The sequence below is a fragment of the Streptomyces sp. NPDC004647 genome (assembly GCF_040609575.1).
Classification (GTDB): domain Bacteria; phylum Actinomycetota; class Actinomycetes; order Streptomycetales; family Streptomycetaceae; genus Streptomyces.
Genome location: NZ_JBEXKU010000056.1, coordinates 1 through 24,921, shown reverse-complemented (window position 1 = coordinate 24,921; position 24,921 = coordinate 1). Strand labels below are relative to the sequence as shown.

The window sequence follows — 24,921 nt, the reverse complement described above, 5'->3', positions numbered from 1 at the left end:
TGGGGCTCCTGTCGGATGAGCGGGCGAGGCGGAGGGCGCGCGGCGGCCGGCGCCGGCGGGCGGGACAAGGCGGGGGTGCCGGGGGTGCGGTGCGCCGCGGCTCAGGGATCAGGCCGTGCGGCTTGCGCTGCGGGGCGGACACATGGCGCTGGCGAGGCGGCACAGGTCGACGTGCAGCCGCGCTACGAGCAGCATGCCCGGCGTCTTCTCGCTCACGTCGTGGTCAACCATGGGGTCATCGTATCGATTCCCCGTCCGCGCTCCGAGATCCGGTCCCAGGATGCGGACGTCGCTTTGGACACGTCCCGGGCCCGGCGGGTGGAGTGCGTTCATGGGGCACGCCTGAAGGGCACGTCGGAGGGGGCATGGCCCCCGGTACGGCCCCGGAGGGCCGCCGGGCCGGTCAGTACGCGGTGACCACCTTCACCTCTTCCTCGGTGATCTCGCCCGCCACGATCCGGAAGGAGCGGAACTCCACGGGCCCCTCGTCGTTTCCGCACTCCGCCGTGGAGACGAGGACGTAGTGTGCCCCCGGCTCATTGGCGTAGGAGATGTCCGTACGGGACGGGTAGGCCTCGGTGGCGGTGTGCGAGTGGTAGATCACGACGGGCTCCTCGTCGCGGTCGTCCATCTCGCGGTAGAGCTTCAGCAGATCCGTCGAGTCGAACTCGTAGAACGTGGGCGAGCGGGCCGCGTTGAGCATCGGGACGAAGCGCTCCGGGCGGTCGGAGCCGGCCGGACCCGCGATGACGCCGCACGCCTCGTCGGGGTGGTCTGCGCGGGAGTGCGCGACGATCCGGTCGAACAGATCCTGGGTGATGGTGAGCATGGGGACGAGCATAAGCAGACGGCCCCCGGATCGAGATCCGGAGGCCGTCTGGCGAGATGCCGCTACTTCGAGACGAGCGTGCGGTCCGCGGTCTGCCCGGCCGCCGACCCCGTGTCGCGGTTCTTCAGCAGGACCCAGCCGATGCCGAGGACGACCGCCCAGCCCGCGCCGACGTACAGCGACACCCGGGCTTCCGAGTCGTACGCGATCAGCCCGGTGACGAAGACCAGGAAGAGCAGCGCGACCCAGCTGAAGGCGGACCCGCCGGGGGCCGGGAAGGAGGAGGCCTGAAGGCGGCCCGCCTTCACCGCGCGCCGGTAGAGGATGTGGCTGACGAGGATCATCATCCACGTCCAGATACCCGCCGCGGTGGCGACCGAGACGACGTATCCGAAGGCCTTCTCCGGGACGACGTAGTTCAGCACCACGCCGACGCCCATCAGCGCGACCGAGACGGCGATGCCCACCGCCGGGGTCTGGCGCGCATTGAGCTTGCCGAAGGCCTTCGGGGCCTCGCTGTTGGAGGCGAGGTCACGCAGCATCCGGCCGGTGGAGTACATGCCGGAGTTGCAGGAGGACAGCGCGGCGGTGAGCACGACGAAGTTCACGATGCCGCCCGCGAGCGGGATGCCGATCTCGCTGAAGGCATGGACGAAGGGGCTCTCGCCTTCGGAGAACTCGGTCCACTTCACCACGGAGAGGATGACCGTCAGGGCACCCACGTAGAAGATGATGATGCGCCAGGGCAGGGTGTTGATCGCCTTGGGGAGCGTCTTCTCCGGGTCCTCGGACTCGCCCGCGGTGACGCCGACGAGTTCGACGGCCAGGTAGGCGAACATGACGCCCTGGAGGGTCATCAGGCTGGAGCCGATGCCCTCGGGGAAGATGCCGCCGTGGGACCAGAGGTTGCTGGTGCTGGCGGTGTCACCGGCGTCGGAGAAGCCCAGGGTGAGCACGCCGAGACCGATCACGATCATGCCGATGATCGCGGTGACCTTGACCATCGAGAACCAGAACTCGACCTCGCCGAAGATCTTCACCGAGATCAGGTTGACGCCGAAGAGCACCACCAGGAAGACCAGGGCGCTGACCCATTGCGGGATCTCGGGGAACCAGAAGTGGATATAGATGGCGGCTGCGGTGAGCTCGGCCATGCCGGTGACGACCCACATGAGCCAGTACGTCCAGCCGGTCACATAGCCGAAGAACGGGCCCAGGAACTCGCGGGCGTACTCCGCGAAGCTGCCGGACACCGGGCGGTAGAGGAGCAGCTCGCCGAGCGCTCGCATGATGAAGAAGATGACGACGCCCGCGAGGGCGTACATAAGGATGATGCTGGGGCCGGCCTTGGCGATGTTCGCCCCGGCACCCATGAAGAGACCGACGCCGATGGCGCCGCCGATGGCGATCATCTGCACCTGGCGGCTGCCCAGCCCCCGCTGGTAGCCCTCTTCCGGTGGGTGGCCTCCGGCCCCATCGCCGTCGTTGTGCTGCGCGACCTGCATTGAGGTCATGAGTGATGCGCCTTTCTCCATGCCGACCCGGTTTGTCCGGATCGGGTCCCGACCCCCCGGATGGAGTTCCTGCACGCCGACGGTCTGCCGGCTCAGCACTCCCGACCGCGACAGGGATGGCGTCACGGACGGCAGATCGTGAAGATCTATCACGCCCGCAACGCCGTTTCGGCGACGCACTGTGAGACGGGCCACAAAGAAAAGCGGACAAAGCTCCCAAGAAAAGAGATTGACCGCGGGTTCGGTGACTGGATCGTTATCCGGATTTGAGTGTCCTCTGAGCGAACACTTCGGGAACGATCAGGGCATGAGGGTCTCGACGAGAGATTCCTGGAGTCCGCCGAGCCAGAGGTACGCCATCACCATCGGCTTGCGCGGGTCGGAGTCCGGCAGCCGGTAGAGCTCACCGCCGTCGTCCTCGTCCGTCACCTCGAGCCGGGTGCCGATCGCCAGCCGCAGGTCGTTGAGCGCGCCGATCCAACGCTGTGACTCCTCGGGCGACAGCTTGAGCACGGCGCCTTCGTCACCCACGAGGGTGAGGGCATCCAGCGCGCGAATGACGGCGAGGGCGTCGTCGCGCTTACGGGCCCGCAGATCGTTCTCGGTGTAGCGGCGGAACTCCGCCGAGAAGGCACGCGACTCCTCGTCGTCCGGCTTCACATCCGGCCCCCCGTAGGCGTCCGGGAAGAGCCGGGCCAGCGCGGGGTCGGCAGGGGGCTCGCTCGGCCCCTCGGAGAAGAGCGTGGCGAGCGGGTCCTCGCCGTCGACCGGCTCGTCCCCCGGCCCCACCAGCTCCAGCAGCTGTACGGCGAGGCTGCGCAGGATCGCGATCTCGACCTCATCGAGCACCACGGAGGCCCCGCCGCCGGGGATGGCATCGAACTGTCCGGCCATCAGCGGTCCTGCTGCAGGGTCGCCCACAGGCCGTACCCGTGCATCGCCTGTACATCGCGCTCCATCTCCTCGCGGGTGCCCTGCGAGACGATGGCGCGGCCCTTGTGGTGCACGTCGAGCATCAGCTTGTGCGCCTTGTCCTTGGAGTAACCGAAGTACGTCTGGAAGACGTAGGTCACATAGCTCATCAGATTGACCGGGTCGTTGTGCACCAGCGTCACCCAGGGGACATCGGGCTCCGGCACCGCGAAGGGTGCCTCGCTCGACTCGGGACGCTCGATCTCGGCAGGAGCAACGCTCAGCGTGCAGCGCTGCCACTGAGGGGTGGCGATAGGTGACGGGTGGGCGCTCACGCGTCCCATGCTGCCACCCGGGATGGGCCATCGCACAAACGGGCCGCGCGGCACCGGGGATCCGGGAGACGGCAGAAATCGTCAAAGTGACGAGTATTCGGGGTACGCTCCTCTTATGAACACTGCGGACCTGGGGCTGCCGGTCACCGTGCCGTCGACCGCGCTCTTCACCGATCAGTACGAACTGACGATGCTGCAAGCCGCGCTGAAGGCCGGCACCGCCGACCGGCGCTCCGTCTTCGAGGTCTTCACCCGCCGGCTGCCCGAGGGCCGCCGCTACGGCGTCGTGGCCGGCACCGGCCGCGTCCTGGACGCCGTGGAGAACTTCCGCTTCGACGCGGGCGTGCTCGGATTCCTGCGCAGTCGGCGGGTGGTGGACGAGCCGACGCTGGAGTGGCTCGCCGGGTTCCGGTTCCGCGGCGACATCCGCGGCTATCCGGAGGGCGAGGTCTACTTCCCCGGATCGCCGGTCCTGCGGGTCGAGGGGACCTTCGCCGAGGCCGTGCTGCTGGAGACGGTGATCCTCTCGATCCTCAACCATGACTCCGCGGTGGCCGCCGCGGCGTCCCGGATGTCGGTGGCGGCCGGGTCGCGGCCGCTGATCGAGATGGGCGCGCGCCGCACCCATGAGTTGGCCGCGGTGGCCGCCTCGCGCGCCGCGTACCTCGGCGGCTTCGCCTCCACCTCCGACCTCGCGGCGGGCTTCCGCTACGGCATCCCGACCGTCGGCACCAGCGCCCACGCCTTCACCCTGCTGCACGACAGCGAGCGGGACGCCTTCACCGCGCAGATCGACTCGCTCGGCCGCGGCACCACGCTGCTGGTCGACACCTATGACGTGGCCGAGGCCGTACGGACCGCCGTGGACATCGCGGGGCCGGAGCTGGGCGCCGTACGGATCGACTCCGGCGACCTGCTGCTGGTCGCGCACCGGGTGCGGCAGCAGCTCGACGCCCTGGGCGCCGAGGGCACCAAGATCGTGGTGACCAGCGACCTGGACGAGTACGCCATCGCCTCGCTGGCCGCGGCCCCGGTCGACGCCTACGGCGTGGGCACCCAGTTGGTGACCGGCAGCGGCCACCCGACCTGCTCGATGGTCTACAAGCTGGTCGCGCGCGCCGAGTCCGCGGATCCCGGGGCGCCGCTGCTCCCGGTGGCGAAGAAGGCGCTGGGCGGGAAGACCTCGATCGGCGGCCGCAAGTGGGCCGCGCGGCGGCTGGACGCCGACGGCGTCGCAGAAGCCGAGGTCATCGGCACCGGCGAGGTCCCGCCGGAACTGGCCGGGCGCCAACTGCTGGTCGATCTCGTCCAGGACGGCAAGGTGCTGCGCCGCGAACCGCTGGAGGCGGTCCGCGACCGCCATAAGGCGGCCCGCGCGGGCCTGCCGATGTCGGCGACGCAGCTGTCGAAGGGCGAGCCGGTGCTCCCCACGGTGTACCTGTAGCCCGTGTGCGCAGCCGGGAGTCTGCCGCCTGCGGGCCGGGAACTGCGGCGGGCCTCCACGCAGCACGGGCAGCGCGTGGGCGCGCGCGGGGATCCCTCGCGCCCGGACAGCACTTACCGGACAGCACTTAGCAGCCGGAGGCCCCTCCCGCAAGGGCGTCCGAGTCTCTACGCTCAGGGACGGGGACGGGGACGGGGCGGTCCCCGGACTCCGGGTCGGCACCGGCCGGCCTCCCCACCCCCGCCGCTCACCAGCCGAAGGGCAGCACCATGCACCGGGCACTCATCATCGTTGATGTGCAGAACGACTTCTGCGAGGGCGGCAGCCTCGGGGTCGCGGGCGGCGCCGACGTGGCCGCAGCGATCACCGACCTGGTGGCGGAGGCGCCCGCCGGGTACCGCCACGTGGTGGCCAGCCGTGACCTCCACATCGAGCCCGGTGAACACTTCTCGGAGAGGCCGGACTACGAGCGCTCCTGGCCACCGCACTGTGTCGCGGGCACCGAGGGCAGCAGCTTCCACCCGAATTTCGCGCCCGCCGTCGCCTCCGGGGCGATCGACGCCGTCTTCGAAAAGGGCGCCTACACCGGGGCGTACAGCGGCTTCGAGGGGACCGACGAGAACGGCACATCGCTCGCCGACTGGCTGCGGGCGCACCACGTGACCGAGGTCGACGTGGTCGGCATCGCGACCGACCACTGCGTACGGGCCACCGCGCTCGACGCCGTACGGGAGGGCTTCGCCACGCACGTCCTGCTGGACCTGACCGCGGGCGTCGCCGAGCACACCACCGAGCGGGCCCTGGAGGAGCTGCGCCAGGCGGGCGTGGAGCTCAGCGGCAAGCCCGTCGTCTGAGCGCGGAGCCATAGCCTCCGACGTCCGAGCGGGTCGCCCCGGCGAGCGCTGCCCGCCCCGGCCGCGGCCTGTTCCCGGGCGTTACGGACGGTCCGTACGAGGCTGCGCCGCGGCCCGGCCCGCGTGCCCGGTTGCCTGCGCAGCCCGCGCAGGAGTTACGGGGCGGCGGGGATGTCCCAGGGTGCGGGCGGCGCGGGCGGTGCGAACGGCGGGGCCGAGAGGTCCGGCCACGGCCGCGCGGCGGGTCTCACGGGGGCGGTGGCCTGCGGCGGAGGTCGCAGGAGTGTCCGCATCGGATGCCAGGACTCCGTGTCGTCGTGCGGGGCCGCACGCCAGACGATGCCGTCGGGGTGGTGCAGCACGGCGGTGACCTCGTCCGGCGTCGGCGGTTCCGCGTTGCCCCGCAGATAGACCGCCCGCAGTCCCAGATTCCGCAGCCGGGTCAGTGCCCGGGCCCGGTTCGCCGCGTGCACGAGCACCCGGACCCGTACGGCCTCGCATATCCCCGCGCCCGGCGGACGCGGCAGTGACAGCGCGACCACGACGCTGCCACCTGGGAGCTTGATGAAACCTCCACCTGCCATGCCTTCGGATCTCCCCCGTGAGACGACGTGTCAATAAGAAAGCTTGCCAGAGCATCTAAACGCGATTGGCCGCCGCCCGCTAGAGGGCGACGGCCAATGCCGGTCTGACCTGCGGTTATAACGATTACTTCGCCGAGGAGCCGACCTTGATCGTCACCGTGGAGCCATCACGGGCCTCCTTGACGATCTTGATCCGGGTGTTGGTGTCAGGAACTTGCACACCCGCGGTGGGGTTCGACGCGAACCAGTACACGCCCTTCCGGTCGTCGAAGACCGAGACGCCCTTCTTAGACTTGATCTTGGCGGCCTTGCCGTCCGAGTGCAGTGTGATGCCGTCCGTGCGGTACCGGCTGAAGGGCGAGTCGTAGGCCTGGATGCGGTTGCGCATCAGTGTCCCGTCGGCCCACTTCTCCGGCTCGGCGTGGGCGTCGATGGGAAGGATCTGGCCCTTGCCCGGGTGGACGCCGACGTTGTTGTCCGGCTGCGAGGTGTCCCACAGCCACATCACCAGACCGTTCTGGTACGGGTAGTGCTCCACCCACTTGGGCCGGGCGGAGGCGAAACCGAAGTTGTACGGGCCGACCTCGAGGGTCTTGTCGTACGACACGTACTGCCGGTTCTCCGCGATGTAGTACTGCGGGTACTTCTTGGTGAAGGACTCACCGATGCGCGAAAAGCCCTTGGCCGTCCAGCCGTTGGCGTCACCCTCGGCGCCGTCCGTGAACAGCGCCGTGCCATCGGCGACAACGCTGATCGCATCGGCCGCGAAGCCCTTCTGCGCCGCGCCGCCGTCCGTCCGGTAGCGGAAACGGAGGTCGATCTTCTTGCCCGCGTAGGCGTCCAGCGGGTAGACGAGGCTCTTGTAGCCGCCCGGGGTTCCGGTCAGCGCCGGCTTGTCGCCGCCGTCGCGCGTGATGGCCTTGCCATCCGCGGTCCCGTCCAGCGGCGTCCAGTCGGCGCCACCATCGGTCGACACCTCGGCGTAGAGGTAGTCGTAGTTCTCCTCGATGTCCCACCAGCCCTTGAGCTCCAGGGAAGCCTTGGACTTGCCGGTCAGGTCGACCGGCCGGCTCAGGGTGTTCTTGAGGTCGTCCCCCATGTCGCTCCACCACTGCTTGGAGCCTTCGGCCGGCTTGACGATGGTGGTGGTGACGGGCTTGGAGGGCAGTTGGACGACGAGTCCCTGCTTGTTCCTCGTGTTGTACGCGGAGACGCCCAGTTTGTGGGTGGACTTGGTCGCGGCCTTGGCCTTGCCGTAGTCGAGCCAGCCCAGCTGCAGCTTGTCCCAGGCGGTCATGTCGCCCGGCAGGTCGCCGATCTCCTTCTTGCCGGTGCCCAGCCAGGAGCCGGAGGACATCAACGACCAGAAGCCGGTGGAGTTCTCACCCTTGCCCGTGGTGTCGTAGAGGTCGGGCAGGCCCAGGTCGTGGCCGTACTCGTGGGCGAAGACGCCGAGGCCGCCGTTCTCCGGCTGCATGGTGTAGTCGCCGACCCAGATGCCGGTGTCACCGATCTGGGTTCCGCCCGACTTGTTGTTCGCGGGGCCGCTGTCGCCGGCGTCGGTGCCGTACGCGTACCAGCGGTGTGCCCAGAGCGCGGTCTCGCCCTGCACGCCGCCGCCGGCCGACTCGTCCTCGCCCGCGTGGACGAGCTGGAAGTGGTCGATGTAGCCGTCGGGCTCGTTGAAGTTGCCGTCGCCGTCGAAGTCGTAGCGGTCCCAGAGGTCGTACTTCGCCAGCTGCGCCTTGATCTGCGCGGGGGTCTTGCCGGCGGCCTTCTGGTCGGCGGCCCACTGGTTGACCCCGTCGCGCACCGCGTCCCAGACGTTGGCGCAGTTGGTGTCGCCGCAGTAGTTCGAGCCGTAACGGGCCTCGTTCCACTTGACCTTGACCCAGTCCGCGACCTCGCCGTCGACCGAGTAGCGGCCGGAGGACTGCTTCTCGTAGTACTTCTTCAGGGACTGCTTGCCCTTGGCCTTCGAGAAGTACAGGTCCTGGAAGTGCTCGCGGTTGAAGTCCTTGCGCCAGGCCGTGCTGTTGTCATCGGCACGGTCCGGCTCCGCTATCCGGTTGTGCGCCGGACCGGCCTCGCCGCCGTACTTCTCGACGGGCGGCTTGGGGCCCTCCGGCCCGTCCGGGTCGAACATCGTGGTGCTGTCGACCTTGTCGCCGAACTCCACGAGAATGGTGAAGATCTTGTCGGTCTTCTCCCGGGCCAGCTCGACGTACTTGCCCTGGTCGAGCTTGACCACCTGCGACGCGCCACGCTTCTCGGCCCTCGCATCCCCTCGCAGCACCCGCTGGAGCGCGTCCTTGCGCTGCGCCTCCTGGCGCTCGCTGAACGGGCCTTCCAGGTCGTGCTCGACATTCCCCTTGGCGGGCGCCGGGTCATGGCGGTCCGCCGCGGCAGCTAAGGCCGCTCCGGCGGTCGTACGGTCACCGTCCGCCTGGTCCGAAGCCTGCGCGGCACCGGCCGTCAGAGCGGCCGCGCCGATCGCGGCGAGCGCCGCTGCCAGGGCGGTGGATCTCAGAGTCCTCCGATGGCTGCTCACTTGCTGCTGTCCTCCCGAGTGTTCCCCCAAGTACTGCTTCTGTGGGGGGCATTGGACCGGAATGGCAGCAGAAAAGACAGATCTTGACTTGGACACGCCAGGACGCATACGTTATTCGGTTCACATGTCCTGAAAGTCGGACACGTATCCCATGGACGAACGGGCGCGCGCGTCTCGCCAGTTGGAATCCGGAATGACTCCGTGCGCCCCCTGTGCACCGGCACCGTGTGTTAGGTCACGCTTACCACCAGTTCCGCTCGGGCAGACAAGGTCCGTAGAGTCATATGACGGCGCGAACACAGCGTTTCTCCCGGGAGCTGCGGTCCCGGGACGGTGACTCATAGCCCCGACGTCGTCCCGAGGACGGAAATCGCCATGCCGCGTCCGACTCCCGCACAATATGCCTACGGTTCGGTCACGGTCGTCTTCTCGACCCTGGCCATGCTGCTGCTCTCCCAGACCCGTTCGGGCATCGGAATCGTGGTCATCGCCTTCGCCGGGCTCTCGCTCGGGCTCCTCGTGGCCATGACGGTGCCGACTCCGCGCTCGGCCCGTACGGCTCGCACCGCCCGCACGGCTCGCACCGCCCCCACTGCGAGCACCGCTCGTACGGCTCAGGCGGCTCGTACGGACAGCGCCGTGCGGCCGGCAGCCGCTCCCGGGCAGCACCACGTCCGGGTGCCCCGTCCGAGGACACATGCGGGCGCGGCGGAGTCACGCGTCGGGCAGCACTCGCTGCGCCGCTGAGCTGCCCACCGGGCCTTCTGCCGAACGGACTTGTCGCCGGTCGGCTGTCGGGGCGGCGCCCGGGCTCACGACCAGGGCGCGACGTCAGGGCCCGGTGTCAGGGCCCGGTGTCAGGGCAGGCCGGTCACGGCACCGCGTCATGGCACGGCCACCACCACGGTCTTCGCGGCCTTGTCGTGGAGACACTGCTGGTATGGCTTGTCCCACGTGCAGTTCAGCACGTTCACCAGCCAGAAGATGAAGCCGCAGCACGGCACGAACTCGGGCAGCGTGTAGACGGCGGCACGGATCCAGCCCGCCGACCCGGCCGGTACGCCACCGTTCTCCAGCAGGGCAACGCGTACCTTCATCAGCTTCTTGCCCACGGTCTGGCCGGAGTTGGTCAGCATCAACCCCTCATAGATCAGGTACACCAGCAGCACCGTGCCCTGCACGCTCACGGACTTGGCCGTGTCGTCGGTGTCCGTCGGGTCGTAGCCACCGACGATCAGGGTCATCAGCGCGCCGACCGGGATGCTGATGAGAAGACCGTCGATGATCCGAGCGACCAGCCGCTTGCCGCGGTTGGCGAGCGGGGGCATTCCGGCGAGGGGGTCGGCGCCGTACGGGGAGCCGCCGTACGGGTCGCGCCCCGGGCCGCCGCCCGGCCCGTACGGGCCCCCACCGTACGGGTCGCTGCCGTACGGCGGCGGGGGCGGTTCACCACCACCAGGCGGGGGCGGCTCCTTGTCGTACGGCGAACCGCCACCGGGACCGCTGTCCGAAGGCGGCTCCGGCGGCCGCTTCCGGAAGGGGTCGTTGTCCGACGGCTCACCGGACCCCGGCGTCGGCTGATCGGTGCTCATGCCCATCAGTCGACCCCGGCAACGGGGTCGCCGCAGCCCGGCGCAAGCCGTTCGGGGGATCCGGTCCGGTCAGTCGTCCCCGCCGGTTCCGCCCACAAAGGTGCCGGCCGCCTTGTCATGCCAGCACTGCCGCCACGGGCGGTCGAACAGGCACCACAGGACGTTGAGGACTCCGATGGCCAGGAGACCGAGCACGCTGTACACCAGCCAGCGGCGCAGGGCAGCGCCGAAGGGCGGGGTGTCGTGGGACTCGATGCCCAGTACCTGCACCCCGCAAAGGCGCTTGCCGAGCGTACGGCCCCACTTGGCGGTGGGCAGGGCCTCGTAGAGCACTCCGGCGAGGAGCAGAACGCCGACGACGATGCCGAGGTAGCCGGACGTGGTGCCGTCGAGCAGCCATACGGTCACGGTCTCGCCGCTCAGCTTCGCCTCCTCGACCTTGTCGTTGACGTGGTCGACGGCCTTGGTGCCGAACGGGACGGCGGCGCCCGCGACCACGGCGCCGAGAAGCACGGTGTCGATCAGCCTGGCCGCCAGGCGACGGCCGAGCGAGGCGGGGCGTACGGCTGCCTGAGCCTGGGCGGCCGCCAGGAAGGGGTCGGCGACCGGGGGCCGCCACGGGGTGACGGGGGCGTCGGGCGAGCCCTGCCGAGTGCCTGCGGGACCGGGGTCCGCGAGCTGGTGCACCTGCTGGGCCCAGGAGGGCTGCCCACCGCCGGAGCCCTGTGCGGCCGGAGGCTGAGCGGGGGTCGGCGCGGGGGCATGGGGCTGCTGGACAGGACCGGCCTGCGGGGCGGCATGCGGGTTCTGGCCGGACCCCGGGGCCTGGGCCCGCGAAGCCGGACCGGGCTGCGGGGGGATGCCGCCGTCGGTGCCACCGGGCGCGGATGCGGGTGCCTGCCCGGCGCCGGGCCGGGTGACACGGATCGCCATGGTGCCGTCGGCGGGTTCCGCACCGCCGGGACCGGAACGGGACCCGAAGTCGGAACCGGAACCGGACCCGGATGCCGCAGTCGACCCCGGACCCGACGCCGGACCCGACGCCGAACGCGGACCCGAACCGCCGGATGTCACACCGCCGGTGGCGCGGATCGTCATCGTCCCGTCGTGCCGGGCCGCCGCGCCGGCGGCCCCTTCGCGGCCCGCGGCGGAGTCGTCGCCGTCCCGGGCAGCAGGGACAGCACTCGCTCCGGCTGTGCCCGCGCCGCCCTCCCCGGCCGACCTGATCGGGCGAATGGCCATGGTGCCGTCAGCCTGCGCGGCTGACCCGGAGTCACCGCCCCGCCCGGCCCGGCGGATGGTCATCGTGCCGTCGCGTCGGCCGCGGTCACCGGCGGCAGGCCTGCCGCCGTCCGCGGACCGGGGCGAAGGCCGGCTGTCCGCGGCCTCCTGACCGTCCCCCGCCGCGGCCGCACTGCCCGAACCGGAACCGCTCGTATCCGGAGTCCGGCCCGTGGCGATCCCGGGCCCTGCGGAGCCGGAGCCGGCGGAATCCGCCGTACCGGCGTCGCCCGCCGCGGAACCCCGGCCGCCGCCGTCAGTCCGCGCCGACCGCTGATCGAAAGAGCTGTCCGCGGAGGCGGCACCGCCGCTGCCGGAACCGGAGGGTCCCGCCGTGCCGGAGGCCGGGGTGCCCGCCGTGCCGGAGGCCGGGGTGCCCGCGCCGGTCGTGCCGGAGGGGTCGGAAGCGGCCGCCGGGTCCGCGCCCCAGGAGACCCGGTGGTCCTGGTCGCCGCCGAAGCCGGTCTGGCGGGAGGCGTCCGCTTGCCAGGCGGAGGCCGGTTCGGGGCGGGAGCCGTGGAGGCGCTGGGGGTCGTCCCAGTCGACGGAGTCGGGGCGTACGTCCACCTCGCCGCGCGGGCGCAGCTCCGGCAGCGGTGTGCCCTGGCCGCCGGGACCGGGCTCGGAGCCGGTGTCGACGGAGGGGGACTCGGCGCGGGCGGGCTCCTCGTCGAAGAACACCGGACGGGTCTCCTCCGGCGCCGGAGCCGCCGGCGCGGAACCCGGCGGCGGACCCGGCATGTCCTCGCCGTCGACCGGCGCCGGCCTGCTCGTGCCCGGTACCCACGAGACGCCGTTCCAGTACCGGATGTAGCCGGGGATGGACGGGTCGGGGTAATAGCCGTGTGTGGGGCTGCCGTCGGCGGATCCTGAGGTTGGCGCGCTCATTGACCGTGTCCCGTCGTGTCTGCTGGCCGTGCTGTGCGGTTGGGCAATGAGCAGTGTGCCGCACACGCGCGGAGTGGTGTACCTCGCCTCACCTGCGCCCGCTTTCGCACGCGGGCCGGCGCGCAGTGTCCACACATACCAGACCCCGCCGCCCCCTCGTGCCGGTCCCGGTGTACCGACCACCTCCGTATGCCCGGCCGAGGACAATCCCGGGTCCCGCTCGGCCCTGCGGCACAGCGGATCGGGGCTTCAGGTCCTCTCGTTGCGTGCCGGCGGGCCCCAGACCGGCGGCACGCACGAGGCCGCGCAGCCCCGCCACGACGTCGGGCGCCGGAGGGGCGCCTTCGGGGTCGAAGAGGTGCTGGATCGTTATGCCGGAGATCAGGGCCATCTGTACGGAGCCGACGGCCGCGGAGCCCGACGGTGCCGTCGCGGGTTCGCGGCGTACGAGGGCGAGTTGTGGGACTACGCCGAGCGGAACCGGCGCATCCGGCGGGACGCGGCGAAGTCGCTGTTCGCATCGCTCGGCCAAGCGCCGATCGACGCGATGGGCGGGCGGCCGACAACGGGCCGGACACCGAGACACCCCTGACCCGTGATGCCGAAGCAGTACCGGCGGCTCTGAGCCGGGCGTTCAGCGGGCAGAGCCGCGGTACGAACGGGACGCGTGTCGGGTTCCCGTACCCCTGGAAGGGCTTCCCCCTAGAAGAGCTTCCCCGGGTTGAGCAGGCCGAGCGGGTCGAACACGGATTTGATGCTCTGCTGGAGCTCCAGGCCGACCGGCCCGAGTTCGCGCGCGAGCCACTCCTTCTTCAGCACGCCGACCCCGTGTTCCCCCGTGATCGTGCCGCCGAGTTCGAGGCCCAGCTCCATGATCTCGTCGAAGGACTCACGGGCGCGCCGCGACTCGTCGGGATCGGCGGCATCGAAACAGACCACCGGGTGGGTGTTGCCGTCGCCCGCGTGGGCGCAGACACCGACCGTCAGACCGTACTTCTCCCCGATCGCCGCGGTGCCGTCGAGCATCGCGGCCAGCCGGGAGCGGGGGACGCAGACATCGTCGATCATGGTCGCGGACTTCACGGCCTCCAGGGCGGTGAGGGCCAGCCGCCGGGCCTGGAGGAGGAGTTCGGACTCGGCCGCGTCCTCGGCCGGTACGACCTCGGTCGCCCCGGCAGCCGCGCACAGCTCCCCGACGGCCGCCAGATCGCTTGCCGGGTCAGGGGTGTCGAACGCGGCGAGCAGCAGCGCTGCGGTGGACTCCGGCAGACCCATCTGAGCCATCTTGTTGACCGCGTGCAGGGTCGTACGGTCCATGAGTTCGAGCAGGGACGGCGCGTGGCCGCGGGCCATGATCTCGCAGACGGCGTCGCAGGCCGCGGCCACGGAGGGGAACTCGGCGGCGAGAGCGAGCTGCTCGGGCGGGGAGGGCTTGAGCGCGAGGACGGCCCGTACGACGATGCCGAGGCTGCCCTCGGAGCCCACGAAGAGGCGGGTCAGGTCGTATCCGGCGACGCCCTTGGCCGTACGGCGGCCGGTGGTCAGCAGCCGGCCGTCGGCGAGGACGACATCGAGGCCGAGGACGTATTCGGCCGTCACGCCGTATTTCACACAGCACAGGCCGCCGGAGGCCGTGCCGATGTTGCCGCCGATGGTGCACTGCTCCCAGCTGCTGGGATCCGGCGGGTAATAGAGGCCCTGTTCGGCGACGGCACGCGAGAGCACGGCGTTGACAACGCCCGGCTCGACGACCGCGATCCGGTCGACCGGGTTGATCTCGATGATCCGGTCCATCCTGACGAGGGACAGCACGATGCAGCCCTCGGAGGCGTTGGCAGCGCCCGACAGGCCGGTACGCGCCCCCTGCGGCACGACAGGTACGCCCAGCGCGGTAGCGGTGCGCATCACGTGCTGGACCTGCTCGACGGTGCGCGGCATGACGACGACGGCGGGGGCCCCCGCCTCGCAGAAACTGGCCATGTCGTTGGCGTAGGCCGCGGTGACGTCGGGGTCGGTCAGCACGGCTTCGTCCGGAAGACCGTCGCGCAGCAGATCGATCAACTGGTCCATGGATCCACCCTTGCATTCGGCCGCCCGGCTGGGAAGATCGGCGACCGGCGAGCGCACGGACGGACCTACGGCAGACCTGCGGCCCCACGGATCAGGAGCCGTGGGGCCGCAGTTACGGGGGGCGGGCCTCCGCGGGTGCGTGGATCAGAGGTTGCCGCGCTGTGGGGGATCAGAGGTTGCCGCGCCTGTCCTGCTCGCGCTCGATCGCCTCGAACAGCGCCTTGAAGTTGCCCTTGCCGAAGCCCATCGAACCGTGCCGCTCGATCATCTCGAAGAAGACGGTGGGGCGGTCCTGGACCGGCTTGGTGAAGATCTGCAACAGATAGCCGTCCTCGTCGCGGTCGGCGAGGATCTTCAGCTCCCGCAGCTCGTCCAGCGGCACACGGGTCTCGCCGACCCACTCGCCGAGCGTGTCGTAGTACGAGTCGGGGGTCTCCAGGAACTGCACCCCGGCCGCGCGCATGGCCCGCACCGTCGCCACGATGTCGTTGGTGGCGAGGGCGATGTGCTGCACGCCCGGTCCGCCGTAGAACTCGAGATACTCGTCGATCTGCGACTTCTTCTTGGCGATGGCGGGCTCGTTGATCGGGAACTTCACCTTACGGGTGCCGTCCGCGACGACCTTCGACATGAGCGCGGAGTACTCGGTGGCGATGTCGTCGCCCACGAACTCCTTCATATTGGTGAAGCCCATGACGGTGTTGTAGAAGCTCACCCACTTGTTCATCTCGCCGAGCTCGACATTGCCGACGCAGTGGTCGATGGCCTGGAAGCGGCGGGGCCCGGGCTCCACGATCGGGCCGACGGCCTCGAACCCGGGGAGGTACGGGCCCACGTAGCCGGTGCGCTCGACCAGGGTGTGCCGGGTGTTGCCGTAAGTGGCGATGGCGGCGGCGACCACGGTGCCGTTCTCGTCCTTGAGTTCGTGCGGCTCCTCAAGACCGATGGCGCCGTGCGCGGTCGCGTACGTGTACGCCGCCCGCGCGTCCGGGACCTCGATGGCGAGGTCGATGACGCCGTCGCCGTGCTCGGCCACGTGCTCGGCGAGGAACCGGCCGCGGTCCGTCGTTGGCTTGATGACCGAGGTGAAGACGAACCGTGCGCCGCCGGACTCCAGGACGTAGCTGGCGGTCTCGCGGCTGCCGTTCTCCGGTCCCGCATAGGCGACGCGGGTCATACCGAACGCCGTGGAGTAGTAATGCGCAGCCTGCTTGGCGTTGCCGACCGCGAAGACGACCGCGTCCATCCCCTTCACCGGGAAGGGGTCTGCCTGCCGTGCGGTGCCCGGGGTGTGATCGATGGTCTCACTCATATCGGCAGACTCCCCCCGATTTACAAGGTGCGCAAGAGTTGGGATATTCGCTGCACACTCTGTACAGCGACCAACGGGAACAGCGGGTCGTTCTGTACATGATGACCACGGGAAGGCGGGGCCATGGGGATCGATGAGCTGGACGGGCGGCTGCTCGAGCTGCTGGCGCAGGAGCCACGGATCGGCGTGCTGGAGGCATCCCGGCGGCTCGGGGTGGCGCGCGGCACCGTACAGGCCCGGCTGGACCGGCTTCAGGCCAGTGGAGTGATCCGCGGCTTCGGGCCGGAGGTGGATCCGGCGGCGCTGGGCTACCCGGTGACCGCGTTCGCGACGCTGGAGATCAAGCAGGGCCAAGGCGCGGACGTACGGACCCATTTGGCCACCGTGCCGGAGGTGCTGGAGCTGCACACCACGACCGGCCACGGCGACATGCTCTGCCGTCTGGTGGCCAGATCCAACGCCGATCTCCAACGTGTGATCGACCGGGTCGTAGGTTTTGATGGCATCGTGCGGGCTTCGACGGCGATCGTCATGGAGAATCCGGTGCCGCACCGGATCATTCCGCTGGTGCGGCAGGCGTCGGAGGACCTCCCCTGAGTCACCGGGCGAAGAGATTCTCCTGGGCTTCTGGGACGACCTCGGGAACCGCCACCAGCAACTGCTGGTCGACGCACCCGGCCCGGGGTCAGCAGCGGCCCGGAGGTCAGCACCCGGGGGTCAGCAGCGCGGGACCCGGCCACCCGACTGCAGTGCGTTGAGTGAGTCGATCGCACCGTCGAGGGTCGTGACCGGGATCAGCCGGAGACCCTTCGGAAGCTCGGACCGCGCATCGGCGCACTCCGCCTTCGGAACCAGGAAGACCGTCGCGCCGTCCCGGCTGGCGGCCTGCGTCTTCAGCGGTACGCCGCCGACCGCGCCGACCTTCCCGTCGCCGGTGATCGTCCCGGTTCCGGCGATCGTACGGCCGCCGGTCAGGTCGCCGCCGCGGCCGTCGCCGTCCAGTTTGTCGACGATCCCGAGGGAGAACATCAGCCCGGCGCTCGGCCCGCCCACGTCCGCGAGGCGCAACGTGACCCGTACGTCGTCGGACGACCGGTGGAGATGACTCAGGGCGGCTTGGGTGGCCGTGCCCTGGGACTTCCGCATCTCCTCGACGTTGTGCTTCTCGATCTCCTTGGTGGTGTCGCCGACCGGGTAGACGGAGTCGCGCGGCAGCACGGCCCGGTCGGACGCGAACCAGCCGTCGACGACGTCGTCGAGGCCGACCTCCGCGTCCGGGCCGGTCGCGGCGATGGTCGTCATCCGCAGCTGCCCGTCCGTCCTCCGGGTCTCGGCACCGGAGATGGTGATCACCGGTTTGCCCTGATTCGATCCGAGCACATCCGCGGTCATGCCGGGCTGCGCGATGGAGAACGGCAGCGGAGCGAACGCGGCCACGGCGAGCAGCGCGACTACCGGTGCGGCGCAGACAGCGAGGATCCGGAAGCGGTTGCGGGTACCCCCGCCGGAGAGAAGGGGGAAGACGGCTGGCATGGGAGTGAATCTAGTTCACGCCAAGACCGAGCCCTCACAGCCCGCCCCTCCGCAGCCATCCCGGCGGAGCCGGGCACGTACGGAGACCGGGCAGGCGCGCAGGGCCCGCGGAGTGCAGCCATCCGCGCAGCCACTCCGCGCGAGCCACCCGAGCGAGCAACCAGCGAGCAACCGAGCGAGCCGGCCGGTCACCACGGCGCGGCGCAGGGCGCACCCCCCAGCGCGGGAGCACACAGCCGAACGGTGCGCAGAGCGACCGCAGGCGGGCGCGAGCCGACGCGCTGCGCGGCGTCCGGGGCCGTGCGACGCGGCTGCACAATGGTCGCCCGCCTTGCCCCGCCCGGCTTCCGCCCCCGCGGGGCGATGCGTCAGCGAAGGGCCTCGGACACGTCGCGCGCGGCCTCCACGACCCGCGGCCCGACCCGTTCCGGCACGGAGTCGGTGAGCATGACCACGCCCACGCTGCCCTCCACACCCGTCACACCGAGGAGCGGTGCCGCGGCGCCGCTGGCGCCCGCCTCCAGCTCACCGTGGGTGAGCGAGAAGCCCGGGTCGGTGCCCGGAGCCCGCCGGGCGGAGAGGATCGCGCGCCCTGCGGCGCCCCGGTCGAGGGCGTGCCGGAACCCCGCCCGGTACGCCACGTGGTAGTCGGTCCAGGTGGGCTCGACCACCGCCACGGCCAGGGCCTCCGTGCCGTCGACCAGTGTGAGATGGGCTGTGGCCCCGATGTCCTCGGCGAGCGCGCGCAGCACCGGCAGCGCGGCCTCCCGTACGAGTGGATGCACCTGGCGGCCCAGTCGCAACACCCCGAGCCCGACCCGCGCCCGGCCGCCGATGTCCCGGCGTACGAGGGCGTGCTGCTCGAGGGTGGCGAGCAAGCGGTAGACCACGGTGCGGTTGACGCCGAGCTTGTTGGACAGCTCGGTCACGGTCAACCCATGGTCGGTGTCGGCGAGCAGCTTGAGGACCCTCAGTCCCCTGTCGAGCGTTTGAGACGTCTCCGCGGTCACGACGCCCCCTCCTCGTGTGAGTGACGGCGGCTTCTCGCGGCGGGTACGGCGCCGGTCCCAGCGGCAACGCACGGAGAGGCCGCCGGTCGCATGGCACCGGCTGCGCTCCGCGGCGGCGCTGCCACGGGGCGTGTGGGGTACCGGAAAGGTAGCGACCTGTCCCGCTCAGCGGAAGAGTCCGTCCAGAATCCGGTCAGTTCGCTGCCGGTTTACGCGCATTGCAACCGCGAGATGTCGAGACCGGGCGGCTCTTTCGGCGCTCGCCTGCCTCCGCGCACGATCCGCCGCCCGCGACACCACGGCCGGCCACGGCGGCGCGAGTGGAGCGAGCACGCCTGTCAGCAGTCGCCCGGCCCGGCAGGCGGTGGAAGGGTGATCCGCGTGGATGTGCGCACCAGGAACTACGTCACGATCACCGGGCGCAGTGACGGGCAGGCCCGCCGTGATGCCGGCGCACGGATTCGGCTGTGACCAAAACCCGTGGCGCCTCGTGACACCGGCGGTCGCCGCCGAATGCCAGGTCGTCCTGTTCGACTACGTGGAGTCGGGACAGTCGGCCCCGTCGGCGTGGCAGGAGGACCGCCAAGGTCCTCGGCGTCGTCCTCCGGCGGGGCGGGGGAATCCGGGTCGGCCGCGCGGCCCCGGCCCGGACCGGCCCGGGGGCGGTGCCCACGCTGGTGATCGAGAGCGCCACCCCCCTCCCGGCCGCCGGGAGCGCACCGTGAACGCGCGGACAAGGCACCGGTCCCGAGCGGTCACCGCATACGGGTGGCCCACTCCTGGACCTTCTTGACCCGCTCCCGGAGCTGCCCCGCCGTCGCCTCCGCGCTCGGCGGCCCCCCGCACACCCGCCGCAGCTCGGTGTGGATGACCCCGTGCGGCTTGCCGCTCTGGTGAACGTACGCCCCGACCAGGGAGTTGAGCTGCTTCCTGAGCTCCAGCAGTTCCTTGTGGGTGACCACCGGGCGCCGCTCCGCCGGCATCTCCAGCAGATCGGCCTCGTCGTCCGGCTTCTTCCGGCTGTGCGCGATCTGCCGGGCCTGCCGCTTCTGGAGCAGCATCTGCACCTGGTCGGGCTCGAGAAGGCCCGGAATGCCCAGGTAGTCCTGTTCTTCCTCGCTGCCCGGGTGCGCCTGCATGCCGAACTCGGCGCCGTCGTACAGCACCCGGTCGAAGACCGCGTCCGACTCCAGCGCCTCGAAGGGCAGCTGGTCCTGCTCGCCGGTGTCCTCGTCCTGCTCCTTCTCCGCCTCCTGGAGGAGCTTGTCCTCCTCGGCGTAGGGGTCTTCCTCGCCGTCCTTCTTGGGCTTGTCCAGGACGTGGTCGCGCTCGACCTCCATCTCGTTCGCGAAGCCGAGCAGCATCGGGATCGTCGGCAGAAAGACGGACGCGGTCTCGCCACGCCGCCGCGACCGTACGAAGCGGCCGACCGCCTGCGCGAAGAACAGCGGCGTGGAGATGGTCGTGGCGTAGACGCCGACCGCCAGCCGCGGTACGTCCACGCCCTCCGACACCATGCGGACCGCGACCATCCAGCGCTCGTCGGAGTGGCTGAAGTCGTCGATGCGCTGCGAGGCGCCGCTGTCGTCGGAGAGGACGACGGCCGGCCCCTTGCCGGTGATCTCGCGGATCAGTTTGGCGTAGGAGCGCGCCGAGTCCTGGTCCGCGGCGATGACCAGCCCACCCGCGTCAGGGATCGCCTTGCGGACCTCGCCGAGGCGCCGGTCGGCGGCGCGCAGCACGTTCGGCATCCAGTCCCCGCGCGGGTCCAGCGCCGTACGCCAGGCCTGCGAGACCGCGTCCTTGGTCATGGGCTCGCCCAGGCGCGCCGCGATCTCGTCGCCCGCCTTCGTCCGCCAGCGCATATTGCCGCTGTAGGAAAGGAAGATGACCGGCCGGACGACACCGTCGGCGAGCGCGTTGCCGTAGCCGTAGGTGTAGTCGGCGGAGGACCGCCGGATGCCGTCGTTCCCCTCCTCGTACTCGACGAAGGGAATCGGGTTGGTGTCGGACCGGAACGGGGTGCCGGTCAGCGCGAGCCGACGGGTCGCCGGCTCGAACGCCTCCAGGCACGCCTCGCCCCAGGACTTGGAGTCACCGGCGTGGTGGATCTCGTCGAGGATGACGAGCGTCTTGCGCTGTTCACTGCGGTTGCGGTGCAGCATCGGCCGTACGCCGACACCCGCGTACGTCACGGCGACGCCGTGGTACTCCCGGCCCAACGGGCCCGCGCTGTAGTCCGGGTCCAGCTTGATCCCTATCCGTGCCGCCGCCTCCGCCCACTGCTTCTTCAGATGCTCGGTCGGCGCGACGACGGTCACCTGCTGCACGACGTGGTGGTGCAGCAGCCAGGAGGCGAGGGTGAGCGCGAAGGTCGTCTTGCCCGCGCCCGGGGTCGCCACCGCGAGGAAATCCCGCGGCTGCTTCTGGACGTACTGATCCACCGCGCGTTGCTGCCATGCGCGCAGCTTGTTGGCCGTGCCCCAGGGAGCACGGCCGGGGAAGGCGGGTGAGAGATGGTGGCTGGGGGTGGTGGTAGACACGGTCTCCGGTTCGGGCTGGCTCGGGGATCAGGATCGGGCCCGGGCTCGCGAGGGTTCGTGCTCGGCGGGCTCCGGTTCGGGCTCGGACGTGGGCTTGGGATCGGGCGTGGGTTCGGGATCGGGCTCGGGAACCGCGTCAGCCTACCGGTGGCGCCTTTCGTGCTTCGGGGGTACGCCCCGGGACCACCCAGGAGTGGGATCCAGCTCACACCTGCCCTCGGCGCCGGCCCTGTGGCCGGAGGCGGGTGGTGACGTACGCGCCGACGAGGGCGGCGGCCGCCATCGTCAGGAACACCGCGGTGAACGCCGCCGGGTGGCCCGTACCGCTCATGCCCGCGGCCGGCACCTCGTGGGCGCCCATGGCGCCGGACCCGCCGCCGAGGCCGACGAAGATCACGCCGCTGAGGCCGATCAGGGCGATGTTGCCGAGGGCGTCGGAGACCTGGAGGGATGCGGAGTTGCTGCCCGCGTCCTCGGGCCGGGACAGCTTGAGCAGCAGCACACTCCCGCTGGAGATGGTCAGCCCCATCCCGAAGCCGCCGACCACCCACGCCAGCGCGACGGCCCACGCGGGGACCCCGTCGACGAGCGCGAGCGCGGGGCAGGCGATGGAGAGCGCCATAAGGGTCATGCCCAGGGTCATCAGCCGCTCGCGGTACGCCTCCAGACGGGGCCGGGCCTGTACGTACGAGCCGAGCGCCCAGGTGAGCCCGCCGCCGGTGAGCGAGAGCCCGGCCAGGGTCGCCGACAGACCGCGTTCGGTGACCAGCATCAGCGGCACGAACGTCTCCGCGCCGAGGAAGGAACCCGTGGCGATGCCGCGCAGCAGGATCACGGAGGGCAGGCCGCGGGCGGCGCGGAAGGTGCCGCGGGGCAGCAGGCGGAGGACGCACGGGACGAGCAGCGCGAGCCCGGCCGCGGCCGGGACGAGCGCGGTCCAGGTCACGCCGCCGTCGGACACGGCCTGGCCCGCGTACTGCAACAGTCCCGCGCCCGCGGCGACGGCCAGCGCGAGGTAGATACGCCGGCGGTTCATGGACGGGGTCCGGTCGGCGTCCGGAAGCTTGCGCAGGGCGGGCAGCATCACAGCGAGCGGCAGCAGGATCAGTAGGGGGATGGCGAGGAACACCCAGCGCCAGCCGAGTTGTTCGGTGACGGTCCCGGCGACGAGCGGGCCGACGACGACCGGGAGCACCCAGGCGGCGCTGAACGACGCCATGACGGCGGGCCGCAGACGCTCGGGGTAGGCGCGGCTCACGACGACGTACAGCGCGACGATCACCAGCCCGCCGCCCATGCCCTGCACGCTGCGGCCCCCGACGAAGGTCCACATGTTCTGCGCGGATCCGGAGAGTACGAGCCCGGCGCCGAAGGCGGCGATCCCGGTGAAGAGCGGTGCGAGCGGGCCCTTGCGGTCGCACCACTCGCCGGACAGGGCCATGGCGAAGAGGCTGACGGTGAAGTAGCCGGAGAACGCGAAGGCGTAGAGCCCGATGCCGTCGAGGGCGTGGGCGGCCACGGGCATGGATGTGTGTACGGCGCTCGCCTCGAAGGCGATGAGGGATACGACGGAGATGATGCCGAAGGTGAGCGCCCGGAAGGGGCGGCTGAGGATGGTGCCGTCACCGTCCGGCTGCGGTGCGCTGTCCGACTGGTGCCGTGGTGACCGGGGCTCGCTCGGTGCGGGGCGAGACGGCGCCTCGGCCGGCGCGTCCTGTCCTGGCCCCGGTCCTGGTCCTGGTCCTGCTTCTGCCATCGCCCCCGGTCCTGCTCCTGGTCCTGTCCCCGGTCCTGTTCCGGGTCCCGGTCCTGTTCCCGGTCCCGGTCCCGGTCCCGGTCCCGCGGCAGTTGGGCGCCGGGCCGGTGCCCTGCGTGTCGCGGCGGTGCCGCGCAGCGGTGGTTGGTCGGGAGCGGCGTCTGGGTCGGCGTCGGGAGCGGCGTCGTCCGGGTCGAAAGCGGCCATTCCGCAACCGTAGGCGGCACCTTGCTCCCCCGCCCGTGCCGCTGGACCGTAATCGGGTCGGTCGTCGGTCCTAGGCCCCGTCCCACAAAAGGCACCCGTCCGCCCCGAGGCGGGGCCCTTGGCGTCTGGTGCGTGCAGCTGCAAGGCGGAGAAGTGTCCTCATAGTGGGCTACTCGGACGATGCGACAACGCAACTGGGGCCCTCCCCCGGCTACCGCTGGGGGGTCCCCCGCACCCGGCCGAAGGCTGGGAGAGCGTGCCTGGGGCACCTCCCAGACGGAGTCCGGGGAGCGCCACGGACCAGGCGGGATGTGTCAGACACCTAGGTCGTCAGCAGCACACCCGCGTACGAGACGCCGGCGACCACCGCCCACGCGCTGAGCCCCAGCGCCGCGACCCGCCCGCCCGTACGGGCCAGTGACGGCAGGTGCACCGCGCTGCCCAGGGCGAACAGCGCCGCCGCGAGCAGGAGTTCCTGCGCGGTCTGGGCCCCGAGCAGCGCGCCCGCCGGAACACCGCCCGTGCTCCGGAGCGCCACCATCGCAAGGAATCCCAGGACGAACAGCGGTACGGGCGAGGGCCGTCGGCCTCCGCGGGACGTCCCCGGCGACGCCGCGCCGTACCGGCGCCGTACCGCCAGGGCGACCGCCGCGACCAGCGGCGCGAGCAGTGCCACCCGCATCAGTTTGACCAGCACCGCATCCCCCAGTGCGGCGGGACCGGCCGACTGCGCGGACGCCACGACCTGTCCCACGTCGTGCACGCTCGCCCCCGCCCACCGCCCGAACTGCGCGTCACTCAACCCCAGCGGATCCTGGAGCAGCGGCAGCACGGCGATCGCGAGCGTGCCGCACAGCGTGACCAGGGCCACCGAGGTCGCCACGTCCTCCTTGTCGCTGTCCGTCACCTCGCCGACGGCCCCGATCGCGGACGCCCCGCAGATCGCGTAACCGGTCGCGATCAGCAGCGGCTGGTCGCCGCGCAGACCCATCCGGCGGCCGAGCCACCAGGTGCCGAGGAAGGTGGCCGCCACCACGCCGAGCACCATCACCACGGTCGCCCAGCCCAGCCCGAGCACGTCGTCCAGACTCAGCTTCAGGCCCAGCAGCACGATGCCGAGGCGCATCAGCCGCTTGGCGGCGAGGGACAGCCCGGGACAGCCGCGCCCCCGTACGAGCCCCCGCACGCCGGGCAGATGGCCCGCCGTGACGCCCAGGACGACAGCTGCGGTCAGCATCGGCACGGCAGGCACGAGACGGTGGACGGCCCAGGCGAGGGCGACGCCCAGCGCCGCGATCCCGAGCCCGATCCCGATGCCGAGCCGGGGCCCGGAGCCGGGTCCGGGCCCGGCTCCGGGCAGCCTGCTCGGGCCCCCGCCGGGCGGCGGGGCAGCCGCCGGCACCCGGCCCCTGGCACCACCTCGTCGCCCACCGGCCGTACGTGCACCGGCCGTACGCCCGCCGGTGCGCGAGCCGGTCAGCGCCACGGCATCACCTTTCCGCGACGCCGCAGCGCTCCCGCACGTGCCCTGCGCGGTCGGCCCGGTCGGCCCGGTCGGCCCGGCGGGCCCACCGGGCGTGCCAGGTGAGCCGAGGCGGTGCACGCGCGCGTGCACCGCCGATACGGGCGCGGGCGCAGATAGGGAGAGCGTGGTGTAGGGTAAGTGTGTGCCGAGGGAGGGGTAGATCTAGGTGGTGGGCGGGTCA

20 protein-coding genes and 2 pseudogenes are annotated in these 24,921 nt (G+C 71.1%); 6 read left to right on the top strand and 16 right to left on the bottom strand.

Annotated features, from left to right (window positions below):
- Nucleotides 1-108 precede the first annotated feature (108 nt).
- From ABZW18_RS23490 to clpS, 5 genes are all read right to left on the bottom strand, one after another.
- Nucleotides 109-231 (bottom strand): putative leader peptide, encoded by a 123-nt coding sequence (locus ABZW18_RS23490; RefSeq protein WP_356190516.1) that lies wholly within the window; start codon nucleotides 229-231, stop codon nucleotides 109-111.
- A gap of 172 nt (nucleotides 232-403) precedes the next feature.
- Nucleotides 404-829 carry a M67 family metallopeptidase gene (locus ABZW18_RS23485; RefSeq protein WP_356190513.1) on the bottom strand — a complete coding sequence of 142 codons (426 nt, stop codon included), beginning with the start codon at nucleotides 827-829 and terminating at the stop codon, nucleotides 404-406.
- Between the two features lie 62 nt (nucleotides 830-891).
- Nucleotides 892-2,343: an amino acid permease gene (locus ABZW18_RS23480; RefSeq protein WP_356190511.1), complete on the bottom strand. Its 1,452-nt coding sequence runs from the start codon at nucleotides 2,341-2,343 to the stop codon at nucleotides 892-894.
- Between the two features lie 300 nt (nucleotides 2,344-2,643).
- On the bottom strand, nucleotides 2,644-3,237 hold the full coding sequence (locus tag ABZW18_RS23475) for a DUF2017 domain-containing protein (RefSeq protein WP_356190509.1): 594 nt from the start codon (nucleotides 3,235-3,237) through the stop codon (nucleotides 2,644-2,646).
- Nucleotides 3,237-3,539 (bottom strand): ATP-dependent Clp protease adapter ClpS, encoded by a 303-nt coding sequence (clpS, locus tag ABZW18_RS23470; RefSeq protein ID WP_356190575.1) that lies wholly within the window; start codon nucleotides 3,537-3,539, stop codon nucleotides 3,237-3,239. Before clpS ends, ABZW18_RS23475 begins: the two co-directional genes overlap by 1 nt.
- Nucleotides 3,540-3,705: 166 nt before the next feature.
- On the opposite strand from clpS, the gene ABZW18_RS23465 reads away from it, so the two are divergent.
- Both ABZW18_RS23465 and ABZW18_RS23460 read left to right on the top strand, forming a co-directional pair.
- A complete protein-coding gene (locus tag ABZW18_RS23465) occupies nucleotides 3,706-5,034 on the top strand; it encodes a nicotinate phosphoribosyltransferase (RefSeq protein ID WP_356190507.1) in 1,329 nt (442 codons plus the stop codon).
- A gap of 269 nt (nucleotides 5,035-5,303) precedes the next feature.
- On the top strand, nucleotides 5,304-5,888 hold the full coding sequence (locus ABZW18_RS23460) for an isochorismatase family protein (protein ID WP_356190505.1): 585 nt from the start codon (nucleotides 5,304-5,306) through the stop codon (nucleotides 5,886-5,888).
- A gap of 275 nt (nucleotides 5,889-6,163) precedes the next feature.
- Here the strand turns inward: ABZW18_RS23460 and ABZW18_RS23455 are convergent.
- Together ABZW18_RS23455 and ABZW18_RS23450 are read right to left on the bottom strand one after the other, a co-directional pair.
- Nucleotides 6,164-6,472, bottom strand: a pseudogene (locus ABZW18_RS23455) (hypothetical protein); the annotation flags it as partial.
- Between the two features lie 124 nt (nucleotides 6,473-6,596).
- Nucleotides 6,597-9,023 (bottom strand): immune inhibitor A domain-containing protein, encoded by a 2,427-nt coding sequence (locus ABZW18_RS23450; RefSeq protein ID WP_356190503.1) that lies wholly within the window; start codon nucleotides 9,021-9,023, stop codon nucleotides 6,597-6,599.
- Between the two features lie 375 nt (nucleotides 9,024-9,398).
- Between ABZW18_RS23450 and ABZW18_RS23445 the strand changes: the two genes are divergently transcribed.
- The gene (locus ABZW18_RS23445) at nucleotides 9,399-9,770 is read left to right on the top strand and encodes a hypothetical protein (protein ID WP_356190501.1); all 372 of its coding nucleotides are present in this window, start codon (nucleotides 9,399-9,401) and stop codon (nucleotides 9,768-9,770) included.
- Nucleotides 9,771-9,907: 137 nt separating this feature from the next.
- On the opposite strand, the gene ABZW18_RS23440 is transcribed toward ABZW18_RS23445, so the two are convergent.
- Both ABZW18_RS23440 and ABZW18_RS23435 read right to left on the bottom strand, forming a co-directional pair.
- Nucleotides 9,908-10,615, bottom strand: coding sequence for an RDD family protein (locus ABZW18_RS23440; protein ID WP_356190498.1), 708 nt, complete (start codon nucleotides 10,613-10,615; stop codon nucleotides 9,908-9,910).
- A 69-nt stretch (nucleotides 10,616-10,684) separates the two neighbouring features.
- Nucleotides 10,685-12,784 (bottom strand): RDD family protein, encoded by a 2,100-nt coding sequence (locus ABZW18_RS23435; RefSeq protein WP_356190496.1) that lies wholly within the window; start codon nucleotides 12,782-12,784, stop codon nucleotides 10,685-10,687.
- Nucleotides 12,785-13,046: 262 nt separating this feature from the next.
- On the opposite strand from ABZW18_RS23435, the gene ABZW18_RS23430 reads away from it, so the two are divergent.
- Nucleotides 13,047-13,376 carry a hypothetical protein gene (locus ABZW18_RS23430; RefSeq protein WP_356190494.1) on the top strand — a complete coding sequence of 110 codons (330 nt, stop codon included), beginning with the start codon at nucleotides 13,047-13,049 and terminating at the stop codon, nucleotides 13,374-13,376.
- Between the two features lie 110 nt (nucleotides 13,377-13,486).
- Here ABZW18_RS23430 and ABZW18_RS23425 read toward each other — a convergent pair whose 3' ends face one another.
- Both ABZW18_RS23425 and hppD read right to left on the bottom strand, forming a co-directional pair.
- The gene (locus tag ABZW18_RS23425; RefSeq protein ID WP_356190491.1) at nucleotides 13,487-14,854 is read right to left on the bottom strand and encodes an FAD-linked oxidase C-terminal domain-containing protein; all 1,368 of its coding nucleotides are present in this window, start codon (nucleotides 14,852-14,854) and stop codon (nucleotides 13,487-13,489) included.
- Nucleotides 14,855-15,023: 169 nt separating this feature from the next.
- Nucleotides 15,024-16,166, bottom strand: a complete 1,143-nt coding sequence (gene hppD / locus ABZW18_RS23420) for a 4-hydroxyphenylpyruvate dioxygenase (RefSeq protein ID WP_356190489.1) — start codon at nucleotides 16,164-16,166, stop codon at nucleotides 15,024-15,026.
- A 123-nt stretch (nucleotides 16,167-16,289) separates the two neighbouring features.
- Between hppD and ABZW18_RS23415 the strand changes: the two genes are divergently transcribed.
- Nucleotides 16,290-16,763: an Lrp/AsnC family transcriptional regulator gene (locus ABZW18_RS23415; protein WP_356190487.1), complete on the top strand. Its 474-nt coding sequence runs from the start codon at nucleotides 16,290-16,292 to the stop codon at nucleotides 16,761-16,763.
- A 120-nt stretch (nucleotides 16,764-16,883) separates the two neighbouring features.
- Here the strand turns inward: ABZW18_RS23415 and ABZW18_RS23410 are convergent, their stop codons facing one another.
- Together ABZW18_RS23410 and ABZW18_RS23405 are read right to left on the bottom strand one after the other, a co-directional pair.
- The gene (locus ABZW18_RS23410; protein WP_356190484.1) at nucleotides 16,884-17,699 is read right to left on the bottom strand and encodes a S16 family serine protease; all 816 of its coding nucleotides are present in this window, start codon (nucleotides 17,697-17,699) and stop codon (nucleotides 16,884-16,886) included.
- 368 nt (nucleotides 17,700-18,067) lie between these two features.
- Entirely contained in the window at nucleotides 18,068-18,709 is a 642-nt protein-coding gene (locus tag ABZW18_RS23405) for a helix-turn-helix domain-containing protein (protein WP_356190481.1), read from the bottom strand.
- Nucleotides 18,710-19,090: 381 nt separating this feature from the next.
- Between ABZW18_RS23405 and ABZW18_RS23400 the strand changes: the two are divergent.
- A pseudogene (locus ABZW18_RS23400) lies at nucleotides 19,091-19,292 on the top strand (alpha/beta hydrolase); the annotation flags it as partial.
- A gap of 172 nt (nucleotides 19,293-19,464) precedes the next feature.
- On the opposite strand, the gene ABZW18_RS23395 reads toward ABZW18_RS23400, so the two are convergent.
- The 3 genes from ABZW18_RS23395 to ABZW18_RS23385 all read right to left on the bottom strand — a co-directional run bounded on the left by ABZW18_RS23395 (nucleotide 19,465) and on the right by ABZW18_RS23385 (nucleotide 24,575).
- Nucleotides 19,465-21,252, bottom strand: a complete 1,788-nt coding sequence (locus ABZW18_RS23395) for a DEAD/DEAH box helicase (protein ID WP_356190479.1) — start codon at nucleotides 21,250-21,252, stop codon at nucleotides 19,465-19,467.
- A 205-nt stretch (nucleotides 21,253-21,457) separates the two neighbouring features.
- Nucleotides 21,458-23,008 (bottom strand): MFS transporter, encoded by a 1,551-nt coding sequence (locus ABZW18_RS23390; RefSeq protein WP_356190477.1) that lies wholly within the window; start codon nucleotides 23,006-23,008, stop codon nucleotides 21,458-21,460.
- A 529-nt stretch (nucleotides 23,009-23,537) separates the two neighbouring features.
- Nucleotides 23,538-24,575: a putative sulfate exporter family transporter gene (locus ABZW18_RS23385; RefSeq protein WP_356190573.1), complete on the bottom strand. Its 1,038-nt coding sequence runs from the start codon at nucleotides 24,573-24,575 to the stop codon at nucleotides 23,538-23,540.
- Nucleotides 24,576-24,921 lie beyond the last annotated feature (346 nt).